This window comes from Sphingobacteriales bacterium, from assembly GCA_016711285.1.
Classification (GTDB): domain Bacteria; phylum Bacteroidota; class Bacteroidia; order Chitinophagales; family UBA2359; genus JADJTG01.
Genome location: JADJTG010000012.1, coordinates 18,117 through 35,066, shown reverse-complemented (window position 1 = coordinate 35,066; position 16,950 = coordinate 18,117). Strand labels below are relative to the sequence as shown.

12 protein-coding genes are annotated in these 16,950 nt (G+C 40.2%); 6 read left to right on the top strand and 6 right to left on the bottom strand.

The window, feature by feature from the left end:
- Window positions 1–26: 26 nt before the first annotated feature.
- Together IPL35_07260 and IPL35_07255 are read right to left on the bottom strand one after the other, a co-directional pair.
- On the bottom strand, window positions 27–407 hold the full coding sequence (locus IPL35_07260; protein MBK8443213.1) for a hypothetical protein: 381 nt from the start codon (window positions 405–407) through the stop codon (window positions 27–29).
- 241 nt (window positions 408–648) lie between these two features.
- Window positions 649–1,383: a polyprenol monophosphomannose synthase gene (locus tag IPL35_07255; protein MBK8443212.1), complete on the bottom strand. Its 735-nt coding sequence runs from the start codon at window positions 1,381–1,383 to the stop codon at window positions 649–651.
- Between the two features lie 414 nt (window positions 1,384–1,797).
- Here IPL35_07255 and IPL35_07250 point away from each other — a divergent pair, with 414 nt between their 5' ends.
- The 5 genes from IPL35_07250 (at window position 1,798) to IPL35_07230 (ending at window position 10,163) form a co-directional block, all read left to right on the top strand.
- Complete coding sequence (locus tag IPL35_07250) at window positions 1,798–3,984, top strand: TonB-dependent receptor (GenBank protein ID MBK8443211.1); 2,187 nt, start codon at window positions 1,798–1,800, stop codon at window positions 3,982–3,984.
- On the top strand, window positions 3,975–4,181 hold the full coding sequence (locus IPL35_07245) for a hypothetical protein (GenBank protein MBK8443210.1): 207 nt from the start codon (window positions 3,975–3,977) through the stop codon (window positions 4,179–4,181). The genes IPL35_07250 and IPL35_07245 overlap by 10 nt, the downstream gene beginning before the upstream one ends.
- A 107-nt stretch (window positions 4,182–4,288) precedes the next feature.
- Complete coding sequence (locus IPL35_07240) at window positions 4,289–5,104, top strand: hypothetical protein (protein MBK8443209.1); 816 nt, start codon at window positions 4,289–4,291, stop codon at window positions 5,102–5,104.
- Between the two features lie 870 nt (window positions 5,105–5,974).
- Window positions 5,975–7,231, top strand: coding sequence for a hypothetical protein (locus IPL35_07235; GenBank protein MBK8443208.1), 1,257 nt, complete (start codon window positions 5,975–5,977; stop codon window positions 7,229–7,231).
- A 187-nt stretch (window positions 7,232–7,418) separates the two neighbouring features.
- On the top strand, window positions 7,419–10,163 hold the full coding sequence (locus IPL35_07230) for a T9SS type A sorting domain-containing protein (protein ID MBK8443207.1): 2,745 nt from the start codon (window positions 7,419–7,421) through the stop codon (window positions 10,161–10,163).
- 342 nt (window positions 10,164–10,505) lie between these two features.
- Here the strand turns inward: IPL35_07230 and IPL35_07225 are convergent, their stop codons facing one another.
- The 4 genes from IPL35_07225 to IPL35_07210 all read right to left on the bottom strand — a co-directional run bounded on the left by IPL35_07225 (window position 10,506) and on the right by IPL35_07210 (window position 16,165).
- Window positions 10,506–10,985: a hypothetical protein gene (locus IPL35_07225; protein ID MBK8443206.1), complete on the bottom strand. Its 480-nt coding sequence runs from the start codon at window positions 10,983–10,985 to the stop codon at window positions 10,506–10,508.
- 316 nt (window positions 10,986–11,301) lie between these two features.
- On the bottom strand, window positions 11,302–13,626 hold the full coding sequence (locus IPL35_07220) for a UvrD-helicase domain-containing protein (GenBank protein MBK8443205.1): 2,325 nt from the start codon (window positions 13,624–13,626) through the stop codon (window positions 11,302–11,304).
- Between the two features lie 436 nt (window positions 13,627–14,062).
- Entirely contained in the window at window positions 14,063–14,476 is a 414-nt protein-coding gene (locus IPL35_07215) for a 6-carboxytetrahydropterin synthase (protein MBK8443204.1), read from the bottom strand.
- Between the two features lie 18 nt (window positions 14,477–14,494).
- Entirely contained in the window at window positions 14,495–16,165 is a 1,671-nt protein-coding gene (locus tag IPL35_07210; GenBank protein ID MBK8443203.1) for a S41 family peptidase, read from the bottom strand.
- Window positions 16,166–16,605: 440 nt separating this feature from the next.
- Between IPL35_07210 and IPL35_07205 the strand changes: the two genes are divergently transcribed.
- Complete coding sequence (locus IPL35_07205; GenBank protein ID MBK8443202.1) at window positions 16,606–16,893, top strand: co-chaperone GroES; 288 nt, start codon at window positions 16,606–16,608, stop codon at window positions 16,891–16,893.
- Window positions 16,894–16,950: the final 57 nt, after the last annotated feature.

The window sequence follows — 16,950 nt, the reverse complement described above, 5'->3', positions numbered from 1 at the left end:
GTTCAGTTTTAAATCGTTGTTTCTTGCTAAATATTTTCCCGTTTGCGGATATTATCTGCTTCGGCAGGGCGATATTCTTCCAAACTTTTGTGCAGCAAAGGATATAAAATATGTATGAGCTTGTTGCACATATCTTGTGTCAAACCAAACATGGCAGCATGCATTTCTTGCAAGGTGTTGTTTTTGTGATACACCAAAATAAAAAACAGTAAATTTTCGGCACTCATATCAAAATCTGTTCGCGGGCTGTATTTGCGAGTGCGCTGTTTTCCGTTCAATGTATATTGTTTCAGGTATTTTTCTAATTTCGGACGAAACAGCAGCAATAATTTATCAAATTCTGCAACACTCAATGAGGTCACTGCTTTAAACTGTCGTTCTTGTTCCCTTACTTTTTCGTATTTCATACCGCTAAATTAGCGCACGAAAGCATAATTGCACCACTTTGTGGCTATGTTTTTTTGTATATAAAAACAATTAGATATATATTTAATTGTTTATCTGTATCTTTTGTTTGTAGTAAAAAAACAATAATTTTTAAAAAGTGGTTTTATTTGTTTTGCAAATAAGCAATGAACTTTCCAGTTTTCTTTGTTCAAAAAGAAAAACAGAATAGGTTTATTTATATATGTAAAAAAGACAAATATATTACCCTCTTTTGCGATAATAGTCGCCCTTGTGCGAGCGGATTTTGAGCACACCGTAGAGTGCTTCTTTAAAAATACCTTTCGACATTTTGGACTGCCCCTCAATGCGGTCGGTGAATATAATGGGGACTTCCACAATTTTAAACCCCAATTTCCAGATGGCGTATTTCATTTCTATTTGAAAAGCATAGCCGATAAAGGAAATTTTGCTTAAATCCAATGCCTCCAATGCTTCGCGGCGATAGCACACAAAGCCGGCTGTGGTATCTTTGGAGGGCAACCAAGTGACAAAACGCACATACACCGAAGCAAAATACGACAACAACACCCGATTATAAGGCCAGTTGAGTACCTTGCCACCGCGCACATAACGCGAACCCACCGACATACCCGCACCCGTTCGCTCGCAAGCCTCGTACAAGCGTGGCAAATCCTGCGGGTTATGCGAAAAATCGGCATCCATCTCAAAAAAATAGCGATAGTTCCGCGCCAAACCCCACTGAAATCCATGAATATACGCTGTTCCCAAACCCAATTTTCCACTGCGCTGCTCCAAAAACAAACGACCCTCATATTGGGTTTGCAGTGATTTTACAATATCTGCCGTGCCATCGGGCGAATTATCATCTATAATCAGCACATGAAACTTTTGCTCCAAAGAAAATACGGTCGCTATCATTTTAGCGATATTTTCTTTTTCTTTATAAGTAGGAATAATTACTAATAAGTCAGACAAAGGGTAAAGATAAATAAGTGTTGTATGGAAAAATAAATCTAAATGATGTAATACCTAAAACAGCAGGCGGTATTGTTTTTTTACGGCACAAATCTAAGTAAATATTTACGCATTGTGTTGCTTTTTGTAAGCCTTTTGTATAATACACTACAGGAATATGCCATTCTTTAATATCCTGTATGGAGAAAAACAAGATATATGCCAAGCTGATATAGAGCATAGAAAGAAACAGCCTAAAAATGATACAGTTTTTTTTTAGATGTTAATAAATGATAAATACAAGCTCTGTCTTTAAAATAATATCATTTAATTACAGAACTTTGCGCCACAAATTATATTCCCCTTGTTTGTATGATGTTTTTTGTTCGGAATTTCACACTCTTTTTATGTTTGTTATTTGTCTGTACGGTAGCTGTGCAGGCACAACCCGCCGCCGCACGCCTCAATGGAGTTCTTATCGATTCTTTGACGAAAGAGCCGGTCGCCTTTGCCGGCATTGCCGTATTTGCCAACAGCAACGATAAATTGGTAGGCGGTGGTATCAGTGACGACAACGGCAAATTTGAAGTTACTCTGCAAGGCTCTTTCGGTGCTGCCGAAACCTTCCGTGTGAAAATAGATTTTGTGGGGTATCGCAGCAAAATCATCAACTCCGTAAAACTTACCGCCAATCCGCAGCCTTTGGGTACTTTGTATCTGTCGGCATCTTCCGTAGAGTTGCAGTCGGTGGAGGTACGCGGCGACAAAACTTATCTCGCCAACAGCATTGACCGCAAAGTATATAGTGCTTCGCAGTTGTTGAGCAATCCGGCGGGGCAAGCCGTAGATTTGCTCAACAATATTCCTTCTGTTACCGTTGATAGCGATGGAAAAGTGAATTTCAGAGGCAGCGAACAGGTCAATATTATGATAGACGGTAAGCCTATTGAATTGACAGGTATGAATTTAGAGCAAATTCCGGCAGGTGCCATAGAATCTTTGGAAGTTATCAGCAATCCTTCTGCCAAATACAACCCCGAAGGTTCGGCAGGCATTATCAATTTGATTTTGAAAAAAAATACAAAAAAAGGAAATAATGCCTCGCTGATGTTGGGCGTAGGCACTAATAATAAATATAACGCTGCCGCTACTTGGGGTATTATGCGTAAAAAATTCAATTTTTTCGGCAATTACGGTTTTCGCTATGATGAACGTTACAATCGTTCTACCTTAGACCGCGAAATTTTTCACGATAATTATTTTAAATATACCCAACACAGCAATGGCAACAATACCAACCAGTCGCATTTGCTCAAAATAGGCATTGATTACAACTTATTTAAACAAACTACACTTTCTGCTTCTGCTATTTACAACGGCTCAAAAGGAAATAATCAAAGCAGCGCATATTATACCCTTTTGAATGAGGAGCAAATAAAACAAGATGAATTTGTGCGTGACAATACCTCTACCGACCCCTACAATGCCGCCCATATTACGGCTTTAGGACTGCGCCACCAAGGTAAAGATAAAAAAAACAGCCTTACTATTGACCTCACCCGCTCTGTGACCCCTTCAAAAAATAATACGCAATTCTCTATTTATCACACTCTTGTAAAAACAGACGATTACATACAGCGCAATTATACCAACAATAACAATATCGCCAATATTGCACAAATAGATTATATGCAACATATCGGAGAAAGCAATACACTCGAAAGTGGTTTTCGTTTTTCGCAGCGCGATTTCAGCAGTATGTTTCGCTCCGAAATTGCCGATTATACAGAAAACATTTATGTGGAGAATGATGCCCTGACGAATGATTTTTCTTATAATGAATATGTGTATGCCGCTTATGCCAATTATGCTTTTTCGCTGAAAAAACTTTTGATAAAAGCCGGAGTACGCGGCGAACAAACCGACATCAGTGTTGATAAAAAAACTGTCGACACCCTGCTCACCACTACCGACGATTATTTTAGTTTGTTTCCTACACTCAATGTCAGCTATCCATTAGATGCGCAAAAAAACATACAAATCAATTACAGCCGCCGCATCAACCGCCCTTCGGTGGGTACGCTCAATCCTATTATTGATGTCAATGACCCTTATTCGCAGCGTTTGGGAAATCCCTCTTTGAAACCCGAATACATCAATTCTTTTGATGCGGGCTTACAAATGTATTTGGGCGATTTTTCGTGGAACAACAGCTTTTATTGGCGAAATACCGAACAAGCCGTAGCGCGTATTATAGAAATAGATACCAATGGAGTATTGAAAGTATTGCCCATTAATGTAAATAATGCCAACAGCTACGGTATAGAGAGCATTGTGAACGGCAGCGTTAAAAAATGGTTCAATTTTATGCTCAGTGCCAATGCTTTTCGCAACGAATTGGACGTGTCTAATATTAATGACACGCTTTCCAATGCCGCTTGGAACTTATCCACTAAATTAATGACCACCTTCCGCCTGCCCAAAGATTACGATGTGCAACTCACAGGCAGCTACTCTACACCCCGCAACACTCCGCAAGGCAAATTTTACGGATTTAATTCCTTCGATATTACCGTGCGCAAAAATTGTGGCGCGGTAAAGCAAATATTGCTATGGGAGTGAGCGATATATTTGATAAACAACAGTTTAGAGTAAAAATGGACGATTCTTATTTTACGAGTTATGTTGTTCGTAAGCGTGAAACGCGCATCTTTACGGTCAATTTTACTTATTATTTCGGCAAACCTCAAGAAGGCGGCAGCAAAAAAGACAAACCCCAACAACGCCCCGAAGGCGGCGAAGGAATGGATATGTTTTAATGTTTTTTATACCCGTCCGTTTCAGAATATACGCTAATAAAATAAGCGTAATTTGTATAAATGGCACGCTTTTAGTTAGACGAAAGGAAAGAATATAATTAATTATCATGAAAAAGATTTTCTTTTCTTTCTTGCTTTGCCTTGCAATTATATCCGCACAACAAGTAGCTGCTCAAACAGCTTATTTGAACCAAGCCACGCAAGGACTTCGCGAAGTGTTGGTGAATAAAAATAATGGTATTGTAGAAAAAAACTATTATGATACACAAGGCAATCTTCGTTGGTTAATCAATATTGACATCAACCAACAACTTATTGCCAACCAATTGGGTATGGCTGTTCAGGAGTTTCGCTATGATGATAGCGGCAAACAAACCGAGCAGCGTTTTTATAATACCAATATGCAACTCTATGAACCGATATTTTCGGGACCTTCGGTAATTAAGTACGGCTATGACGAAAAAGACAGGCGTACCGAAACCGCCTATTATGACAGCCGCGAACAATTGCTCAACAATGATGCGGCAGTGGTAATAATGAAATATGACGATAAAGACAGAATCGTGGAAGAACGCTACTTAGACAGCAAACGACAATTGCTCAAAGGGCGGGCTGCTATTATTCGCTATCAGTATGATGAAAATGGAAGAGTATTACAGGAAAGCTACTTTGACCACAACAACCAAGCCTGCAAACGCCTCAACGACGGTAGCAGCAGCGATTTTTCCATCAAGGAATACAAATACAACGAAAAAGGGAATATTATAGAAAAAACTCATTTAGACCCCAAAGGTACACCGATTACTACGGGCGTTTACAAAACCGTATATTTGTATAATCCACAGGGACGTTTGTATGAAAAAGTATTGTATGATGCCCAAAATACCGTTATATCCAAAGTACCTACAAATCGTCCGAATTAAAAAAACGGCAACTTTTATCTTCTGTAACGATATATACCTTTTTTAGGGCTAATTCAAAAAAATATGAATAAAAATATATGTTGGCATACTATTTGATAATATATAGTTTGTAATAAAGTTTTTCTCTCAAATTTTTGTAAAAATGTTTGTAGAAGGGTTGAAGGCGAGACGCTATCAACCCTTTTTTATTGTAGCTGATATCACAAAAGCATCTCAAAGAAAAAATCTTTGAGAGGCTTTTGTTTCTGAAGCTAAAATAGCAACTTTAGAATCGGCGACCACTCGCCACTCACAAGATTTTTTTAGGATATTTTTTTGAATAAAATCTGTGCAGATACACAAAAAAAGACTATTTTAGTTTTGGGCTTTATGATTATTATTTTATGAGCAAATGGAATAAAAATAAATATGTGTAAAATTTTTACAATCAAATATTTAGCTTAAAAAACATAATCTTGATTGTTTTAGATACTTGTGCTAAAGTAAAAAAATAGCAATACTAATGCTGTGTTTATATAACCCCTAAAATGGAGTGGTGTTTTATTTTTTATCAATATCTTTTTCTAACAGTCTTCTTTAGCTCCTCATTTCCATAAAGCTTAAATAATTCTAAAATTATTGCCTAAAAATATAAAAAAGATGAAGTTTACTTACCATGTCAAACCCACTTTTTGAGTTAATTCAGTCGCTTACGCCTACAGAAAAAGCGTATTTTAAGAAATTTTATCAAAAATATGCCAAAAAAGAAAACAACAAGTATATAGATTTTTTTGATGTATTGGCAAAAATGAGTACTTATGAAAAAGAAAAAGTGCAGTACTTATTGAAAAAAATAAATATACTGAAAATTTTTCCGCCATACAAAACTATTTGTATAAAGCTATTTTGGATACTTTTCAACCCATCATTGACAAACAAGATGAGGAAAATAGGTTGATACAAGAAATGATGACGTTGCGATTTTTAATTGACAAAAAATTATACGAACATTGTAGAAAACGGATAAAACGACTGAAAAAGACGGCATACGAGCTACAGGAATATGAATTTTTGCTGAAGATTGTAAGAATAGAGATAAACCTCACCTATTATAGCGGCAGAGAAGTAACTGAAAGGCGCGAATTACTCAAAGAATGTGAAATTATACAACAGTACTTAGCCAATGAAATACAGGCTTTTTTGTGGTCGTGTCAAACTGAAGAGATGTTATTTGATGTAGGGCTGGCTGCACAAAAAGACTATCAGAATCTTTTAGATGACTTGCAGAGTAATTTAGAAGGTATTGCATCGGCGGAATATGTATCGGTGCAGGCTGTTTATTATATAGAACATGGACTTAGCAATGTATTTGTTGCCAAAAAAGAATATAAAAATGCTTTCTATCCCATAGCCCGCGTTTTAAAAACATTTGAAAAATATCCTAAGCTGCAAATTTCCCGCAGTAAGATTTATTTACAAGCAATTATAAATTATTGCAACCGAATGGTAAGTGCAGAGATTTGTCAAAATATAGACGACCTGGCTTATATATCTTCTGTTATCAAAAAATTAATCCAAAAAACTAGGATTCCTGACACAGAAAAACAGTATATTGATATAACGATCAGCCATGTGAAATACGCCATCTATCTCGAACAAAACAATATTCTGGAAGCCTTGAAAATGGCAAAAATAATGGAACAATGCACCATTCCCATGCAACGCAATAAGGCTTTGTATATCATTTTTAACTATGAATTTGCCCAAGTGCATTTTTATGCCAAAAAATGGAGCGAATGTACTACTTATATTTATAATGTCCTAAATGACGAAAACCGGCAACTGTTTCCCGATATGTATTTATTTGCCCGTATTTTGTATTTGTTTGTACTGACCGAAACACAGGAAACAGCCCTTTTTTATACACAATACGATAGTTTGAGAAAAGCCGTAGCCAAAGCCCCACATACCGCAATTTTGGAAACCTCCCTCATGAAAATGTTGTATCGGTACAACAAAATAATAGATAAAAAAGAAAGGACAGCATTTTTGAAATTGTACAAGCAGGAATTAGACAAAATAAAGCGTCAGGCACCGTCATCGTTTATGTTTTTTAAAATATATACTTGGATTGAGGAGAAAATTTAAAGGAAAACACTAACAATAGCAAGGTCTGAAGATAAAAATATTTTTTCATAAAAAACTAATAATCAATTTATTATAGTTTAAATTTTATCTTCTAAAACTCAAATTTTTTAAAATTTTTCCTAAAAATATATTTTATGTTGGTTTAAATTCGCTCTATTAAAAATTCTTATTTCAAACTGTAGAAATTATGAAAACATTAATAAAAAATCTGTTTATATTTTTTACCCTATTTTGCTGCCAAAACATTTTCGCCCAATCGGGTGGAGTCTGTGGTTATTATTACACTTGCAATAACCCGCCTTTTGTAGGTCCGTGTTATTGCACGGGCGACCCCAGTGCATCGGGCACCATTACCGCCAGCCAGTATGGCACTATGACCTTCCACCTGACGGCTACGGCACTGACCTATAATTGTTGTGGCAATCCCTATTATGGCGGTGCCAGCGTTTCCGTTTCAACAAGCGGCGGCGGCTCTTTGGGCAGTGCAAGTTCCAGTATTGGTACGAACACAAATGACGTTGTTGTTGCTTGTGTTCAGCCCGGTGATGTGTTTAATTGGCATGCAAGTGCTGGAACTGGGGGATATGGCTCTTACAATATTTCGGTATCATATAGCGATGTGCCAGCCTACAATGATGTAGAGCCAAACAACAGCATCGCCACGGCAACTTTCTTGGCTGAAAATACCACAGCAAATGGAAACATCGGCCACGGCTACTACGCCAATGATAGTTACGATTACTACAAAATAGTGGCAGTAGAGGAAGGGAAGGTGACGGCCACGGCGAATTTTGCGACAGCAGGATATTTGTATTTAAAGACAAAGAGCGGATCTTCCTTATCTTCGGCATATACGTCCGTGGGCGGCAGTATTTCGGTGTCCTATGATTGTGTGGGAAAAAACGACACCCTGCTGTTACAAATTAATGATTATGGTTCCACTTGCAGCGGCTATAGTTTGAGCTATGATTTGTTGCCGCCGCCTTATGTGAATGACACAGAGCCGAACAACACCGTGTCCACGGCAATTTCCTTGGCGGAGAACGACACGGTGCAGGGCAGGATCGGCCACGGCTACTACGCCAATGATAGTTACGATTACTACAAAATAGTGGCAGTAGAGGAAGGGAAGGTGACGGCCACGGCGAATTTTGCGACAGCAGGATATTTGTATTTAAAGACAAAGAGCGGTACTACTTTATCTTCGAATTCTACGTCCGTGGGCGGCAGTATTTCGGTGTCCTACGATTGCATTGGCAAAAACGATACCCTGCTGTTGCGAATTATTGAATCCGGTTCCACTTGCAGCGGCTATAGTTTGAGCTATGATTTGTTGCCGCCGCCTTATGTGAATGACACAGAGCCGAACAACAGCATCGCCACGGCAATTTCCTTGGCGGAGAACGACACGGTGCAGGGCAGGATCGGCCACGGCTACTACGCCAATGATAGTTACGATTACTACAAAATAGTGGCAGTAGAGGAAGGGACGGTGACGGCCACGGCGAATTTTGCGACAGCAGGATATTTGTATTTAAAGACAAAGAGCGGTACTACTTTATCTTCGAATTCTACGTCCGTGGGCGGCAGTATTTCGGTGTCCTATGATTGCATCGGGAAAAACGACACCCTGCTGTTGCAAATTAATGATTATGGTTCCACTTGCAGCGGCTATAGTTTGAGCTATGATTTGTTGCTGCCACCTTATGTGAATGACACAGAGCCGAACAACAGCATCACCACGGCAATGCCCTTGGCGGAGAACGACACGGTGGAGGGCAGGATCGGTCACGGCTACTACGCAGATGATAATTACGATTATTACCGTATAATAGCAGATGGTGGTGCCATTGTGGTAACGGCATCTTTTGATAAGGCAGGTTATTTGTATTTATACAACAAAAATGGAACTTCTCTTAGCGGTATTTATACTGCCACTTCCGGAACGGTTTCTTTGCTCAGAACTTGCCTTGCCGCCAACGACACACTTTATGCGCGTATTAGTGAATATTCCTCCACTTGCAGTGGCTACGACATTTCCTATGAACACATTTCCTACGTATATGCAAATGACATAGAACCCAATGGGGGCACTTCTACGGCAACCACGTTGAGTTCCGGACTGGCAAAACAGGGGCAACTCTACAGTTCCGATACTTATGATTATTACAAAATCATCGCTGGTGCTTCCGGTTTTTTGGCGGTAGAATGTAATTTTGATGTAGCAGGAACTATAAAACTGTACAATTCGAGTGGCAATGCCGTTGCCGTAGCGTCAGGCGTATTGCCGGAGGCTACAACAAACGGTAGCGGTACAGCGTATATTTACAAAGATTGTATAAACAATGGCGAAACATATTATGTGCGTGTGAGTAAGTTGAGTTCCGCTTGTACGGGTTATAAAATCATCTATCATATCAACGAAGAAAGCACCTTTGTTTCAGGCAACCCTATACCCGAAAATGTGTATTATGCCTCCGTCAATTTAAGCTCTAACGGCAAAGTATTCGCCGATAGTACCGTTACTTTCATAGCAGGAGAGTCCATTGTTTTGCAAACGGGTTTTTGGGCGAAAGGGGGGTGTGACTTTCACGCCTACATAAGCGACTGCGCCCCTGCCGTTGCAAAAACAGATGAAAGCACTTCCGCAAAACAGTCCGATATTTCTTATACAAAACAACAAGCAAAAATTGCGGATATTGAAGTATATCCCAATCCCAACAAGGGCACATTTGTCATCAATAACCCTTCGGGTGCGGTGGGCGAACTGAGGGTTCTGAATAGTGCAGGTCAAGTAGTATATGTCGGTACGTTACCCGAAACCATCAATAATATTCATTTATCCAATATAGAAAGTGGTTTTTATTTTATTCACATACAGATACAAGGTCAAGCGGCTATCATAAAAAAGATGGTTATTGTACAAAACTAAACTCACAGCACATTTTTTAAACGCTTGTATTGATATATAAAAAAGGGTTCAACAATTATTTTTGTTGAAACCCTTTTTTATGAAGTCGGAATGACTGGATTCGAATCGGCGATCACTCGCTCCTGTAAGATTGGTTAGATATTTTTGACTAATACTAAAAGTAGATGAACTATGCTTATAGTTTATTCGAAAAAAACATTAAAATATATCTTTTTCATACAATGAATACATATAGTAAGTAATGCAGAAGATGTAAAACGTGTTGGCAAAAAAAGCGGAAAGGGGGGTATAAATAAAAAAGGAAAGCATTTTGCTTTCCTTTTTTGTCGAATACACTACTTTTTAATCTTCGGGTGTAAGTGGGGTCATTTCGTTGCCGCCACTGATATCGGTGCGACTAAAAGACTGCTTATTCTTTTCTAAGTTGGTTTCGTAACCCAATGCCTGCGTACCCGCTTTGTACTTGGCATGATCGTAGTCGATGAGGGCTGCCTGATAATTGTCCCAATCGTACAAAATTTTTGCATTTTCCAAACTTTGCAACAAACCGTCGAGGCGCATCATCAGGTTTTGAATAAAAGTGCGCGAATCAAAATCGTTCAAAAACTCTGTCCAATCTATATCGGGGCTGGATAGTGTAGGTTGCGACAGGCGATAGTCGCGTACTTTGTTTACAATCAATTTGTTTTGATTGTTGATACTCCCCAATCTGCCGCGCTCTCGGCATTGAGGTTTGCGAGTTTGTCGGCAAGGGCGGTTTCCAAATCTGCTATGGCGTTGTTGATGGTGATTTTTTCGGCGGCGGAAAATGGCGGCTTTCAAAATTGTTAAAAGGCATAATTTAAAGATATTTTAGTGAGTTGAAAAAAGATAATAACGTCACTACAAACAAAATAGGTACACAAAAAATTGTTGCCCGTATAAAATTTATTTTATTCCTTTTATGATGATATTTTGTATTGCAAATAATTAAAAATCAATATTTTATAACTAATAAATTGTGCGATTTTATCAACCAAAAGGGAATAAGTAATAAAACGAGAGTATAAATTAAACTGTGCTAAAGCCAAATTTTGATATTGATAATCAGAAAGTTATAAAAAATTGACACAGTTTATTTTACAGACCCCAATAAAAATCAGCTGATTATCATCAGTTTGGCAAAGCGCAGCATAATGCGTTTTTCGCCGCTGCCTTCAAAATCTATCACTGCCAAGCGATTGCCAGCCGCGCCTTCTACTTGTCGTACTACTCCGATACCGAAGCGTTGGTGCAGCACACGGTTGCCGGCTTTAAGTTGGGTGGTGTCGTCTTCTCTGAAATCGGCGGGCGGCACAAAATCACTGCCGGCGGCGGCAGGGGTGTTGCTGGATTTTATGATTTTCGGCGGCGGCGGTGTTTGGCTGATATTGCGTGCATCGCCGTAGCTGCCTTTTTCGCTCAAAAAACTCGGTTTTGTACCGCCGCTAAACGAAGCAGGGTTTTTGAGCAAAGCCCCCCCTTTGGTTTCTACGATATTGGCGGAAATTTCCTGCAAAAAACGGCTCGGCTCGCAATAGTTGAGCGTACCGAAACGATAGCGCGAAGTGGCATAAGAGAGCATGAGTTTCTTTTCGGCGCGTGTGACGGCGACATAAAAAAGACGGCGTTCTTCTTCCAATTCCTCGCGCGTAGCCATTGCCATACGCGAAGGAAATAATTCTTCTTCCATACCGCCCAAAAATACCATCGCAAATTCCAAACCTTTTGCGGCATGAATGGTCATCAGCTTCACACTTTCGCGGTTTTCTTTGGTATCGTCTTGGTCGGTGAGGAGCATCACCTGTTGTAAATAACTGCCCAAAGATTTATCGGTGGTGCTATCTAAAATGCTGTCTTCGGTATCTCCTTCCGAAAATTCTTTAATAGAGTTGAGCAACTCCTGTAAGTTTTCGTAACGGCTCACGCCTTCTACCGTTTTATCATCATACAATGTGCTTTGCAACTGGGTAGTTTTGGCAATATACGCTGCCACTTCGTAGGCATTTTTTTTGTCTAACATCGCCGCAAAACTTTTAATCATCATCACAAAATCATAAACGGCATTTTTGGCGCGAGCGGGTAAGTCGCTGTTTTGCACTTGCTCCATTGCCTCCCACAGCCTTTGGTTTTGTTCGTGTGCCCATACCGACAAGCGATTGAGCGAGGTGTCGCCGATGCCGCGTGTGGGGTAATTGACGACACGGCGCAGGGCTTCTTCGTCAAAATGATTGACGGTGAGCTTTAAATATGCCATTATATCTTTAATTTCTTTGCGCTGATAAAACGACAAACCGCCATACACAATATAGGGAATATTGGCGCGGCGCAGGGCTTCTTCAAAAGCCCGCGACTGGGCATTGGTGCGATACAAAATAGCAAAATCGCGGTGGCTATAATGGTTGCGCAGGGTTTCTTCCAAAATGGTGTCGGCAACGATGCGGGCTTCTTCGTTGTCGGAGGTATTGCGGGTAATTTTTATTTTTACGCCCTCTTCGTTATCCGTCCATATCGTTTTTTGCAGTTGGTTTTTGTTGCGTGCGATGATGTCGTTGGCGGCTTGCACAATATGGCGCGTAGAGCGGTAATTTTGTTCTAATTTGAATACAGCACGGTCGGGAAATTCTTTTTCAAAATTGAGGATATTGGCAATCGTAGCACCACGAAAAGCGTAAATGCTTTGCGCATCATCGCCCACTACACAAATATTGCCGTGGCGGGCGGCAAGGCGGCGCACAATTTCGTATTGCAATTGGTTGGTATCCTGAAACTCGTCCACCATCACAAACTGAAATTTGGTTTGGTATTTATAAAGTTCGTCAGGAAACCGTTGCAAAAGTTCGTACATTTTTACGAGCAAATCATCAAAATCCATCGCTCCGGCTTTAAAGCAACGGTCGGTATAGAGGTGGTAGAGTTCCAACATTTTGGAGCGTCCGGCGGCTTGGTCTTCGGCGAGCATCTCAGCATTGGCGGCATAATCGGCAGGGGTGATGAGGCTGTTTTTGGCGGAAGAGATGCGATTATATACATAGTTGGGTTTATAGAGTTCGGGGTTGAGACCCTGCTCCTTCACGATGGCGGTGATGAGGCTTTTGCTGTCTTGTGTGTCGTAAATGGTGAAGTTGGCGGGATAGCCGAGTCGGGCGTGCTCTACGCGCAAAATTTTGGCAAATACCGAGTGAAAAGTCCCCATCCACAAACTGCGGGCTTCGTTGCCTGCTATCCGCTCGATGCGCTCTTTCATTTCGCGGGCGGCTTTGTTGGTAAAAGTAAGTGCCAGAATATGATAGGCTTCTACGCCGTGTTGGAGCAGGTGAGCAATGCGGTAAGTGAGTACGCGCGTTTTTCCCGAACCGGGACCTGCTATAATAATCGCCGGACCTTCGCGGTGCAATACGGCAGCACGCTGGGCTTCGTTGAGTTCTTGTAAATAACTTGACATGAGAAGATGATAAATAAAAAGAATAAAAGGGCAAAGCAAAAATGCCATTTTTTATCAACGGCAAAGATAAGCGTATGTTTAAATATTACAGATAGCTTTGAAAATAGCGGGCAATGTAAAACATAAAAATATTGTCCCTTACTTTGGTACGCTTGTTCCGTTGATGTCAGTTTTTTGCCCAAATATCCAACAGGTCATTTATCATACAACACAAATAACCCTTTATCCGAAAAACCTAAATTCTTTTTCGTTTGTACAAAGTAATAAAAAAGCCGAACTCTGCATTATTATACTAAAATAAATTAATCTATGCATATTCATTATGAGAAACGAACATACATTTTAAAGTTCTTTTAAATAAAAACATACGCATATTTTAGCAGCTTTTAGTATAAATGACTTTTGAAAGAACTCTATTTATAAAAAAACATCTCTTTTATCCCCCGCAATATTCTACATAATTTCGGGGTGTTTCGTAGAGGCGCACCGCAAGCTCCAAGCGGGCGGGCAAATGAGCGCGCAATAAGTTCCAGATGACTACAGCGATATTTTCAGCGGTGGGGTTGAGGTATTGAAAAGGCTCTACTTCCAAATTGAGGTTTTTATGGTCAAAATGAACAATTACTTTCTCGCGAATCAGGGTTTTAAGGGCTTTTAAATCCCACAAAAAACCGGTTTTGGGGTCAATATCTCCGGTGAGCTTTACTTCCAACTCGTAGTTGTGTCCGTGATAATTCGGATTATTACACAAACCAAACACCTGTTTATTTTCCTCATCGCTCCATTGCGGATTGTGCAACCGATGGGCAGCGTTGAAATGCTCTACACGAAATACCGAAATTTTTGCCACTTTTTTTTAAAAAAATCTTTATTTTTCTTGTAAAATAGTGCGATAGCGCGGCATATCGCCAAAAAGCGTCAGTGCCTCCTGAACGTAGGGGTCGTCTTTCAAAGTAGCTTCTATATAACCTTGCTGAAAATAATAACGTCTGATGAGTTCGTGTTGTAGCCACTGCTGAATATCGGCTTTGCTGTCGCTCATTTCCTGCAAACGCAGTTGATACAGTTTTTCTTCCAATTTTTTCAAATCATTTTGCACGGTAGCGTCATAATGTTCGGTTTCGGTACTGGCATACAGGCGTGTAATGAGGCTGTCGCTGCTGCTTTGAAAACCCAATTTTTTGTTTTTTACAAATGACAAAAAGTCATTAAAATCTTTATCAGTTACTTTAAACTGATGAACGGGCGCAATGCTGTCGTGCTGCAAAGTATATTGATTGGCAAATTCAAACAGAAGCATTTCTTTTTCCAAAAAAACCAACACTTCGCTTTGGTGGGGTTTTTCTAAAATAATATCCGGCAATACACCGCTATTGTCTAATACTTTGCGTTTGTTGGTGGTATAAAACACATTGCATAGCGAGTCAGGAATAGACTTTGCTCCGGCATCGCTGTATCTGCCCGAATAATCCACCGCCTGAATACAGCGACCACTCGGCAAATAATATTTGGCAACGGTTACTTTGAGTTTTGCTTTGTAGCCGGTATCACCGATATCTCTGGTTTGCTGCACCAATCCTTTGCCGTAGCTGCGCTGCCCGATGAGCACGCCCCTGTCAAAATCCTGTATAGCACCCGACACAATCTCCGAAGCTGAAGCCGACTTTCCGTTGATGAGTACCGCCACCGGAACATCGCCGTCAATGGGATTGTTAGGTGCTGCATATTGTTTGTCCCACTCTTCTATTTTTCCTTTGGTGCTCACGACCATGGAACCTTTGGGCAAAAATATATTGCCTGTGAGTATAGCCTCTGCGAGCAAGCCGCCGCCATTGTCGCGCAAATCAAAGATGAGGTATTTGAAATTTTTTTCGTCATCTTTAAATTTTTGCAAAGCCGCCGCCACTTCGCTGCCGCACTTTTGCGTAAAACTCGTCAGGCGGATATAGCCCACGCTGTCGTTTACCATTTTGGAAAATACTACGCTTTTGGGTTCTAATTCTTTACGCAGGAGTTCGTAGTTTTGGGTTTTATTCCCCGACAGAGGCTGTATTTCAAGTTTCAGCACTGTATTGGGCTGCCCGATGAGTGCCAGATTGAGTTCCTGAAGCGTTTTTCCTTGCAATGCTTTTCCTTCGATGCTCAATATTTCATCACCGGCGCGGATACCCGCTTTGGCGGCGGCGGCATCGGCTAATACCTGCTCCACAAAAACGCGCTCACCTTTTTTTACGAGTGTCATACCCACATCACCCACGCCGCCTGCCATTTCGAGGCGGGCACTTTCTATTTGCGCTTCGCTGATGTAGTTGGTGTAGGGATCGAGGTTTTTGAGCATACCTTTCAAAGCACTTGCCATCAGTTCGGCGGGCTGCACCTCATCTACATAAGAACGATTTACCTCTTCATACACATTAGCAAAGAGGTTCATGTTTTTACTGATTTTGAAATAAGTGCTTTCGCCGGCGGCAATGCCTATCATTGCCAAAAATGCAGTGCCAAGGGCAGCGAGCGTATATTTTTTGGGTCGGATTGTCATGTATATACTATGTATGATGCGGAAAGGTAAAGATAAATATAATTACAGGGTGTAAAAAAAATACACACAATTACTTTTTTTAAACGATACAAAAGCATTTTTGTTTGACATCACGCAAAAATAAACAGTTCGGAGCATAATTTTTCAACGCTTTTTATGACAAAGCGCAAAACAAACACTTATTATCGCTGCTTGCTGCAATTTTGGCAGTTTCTTGTGTTGCTTACTGACACACAGCCTTGTCATTTGCTGTAATTTTGGCACAAAACACCACTTGGCACATATTATGACGAAGGTTTAATATAGAAAAGAAAAATTTTATTCATCAAGTGTCTTATGAAATAAGATATACGACTCTTGATGATGATATTACATTGAATTTTGCTTATTTCAGTATTTATATTATATAAACTAAACCTATATACAAACGTTTTAATTTTATGGCAAAAACAACAAAGTTAAGTATTACACCTTTGGCTGACCGCGTAGTCGTAGAAGCCGCAGAAGCACAAACCACCACTGCCGGCGGTATCATTATTCCCGATACTGCCAAAGAAAAACCCTCCAAAGGCACCGTAGTAGCCGCCGGTAAAGGCAAAAAAGATGAGCCGATGACCGTAAAAGTAGGCGACACCGTGTTGTATGGCAAATACGCCGGCACTGAAATTCAAATCGATGGCAAAGATTATCTCATCATGCGCGAAAGCGACATTTTAGCCATTGTTTAAATTTTATTCATTTTTCCTTTTTTAAAGCCTTTGCAATAGGCGGATGGCTCTTTTTTT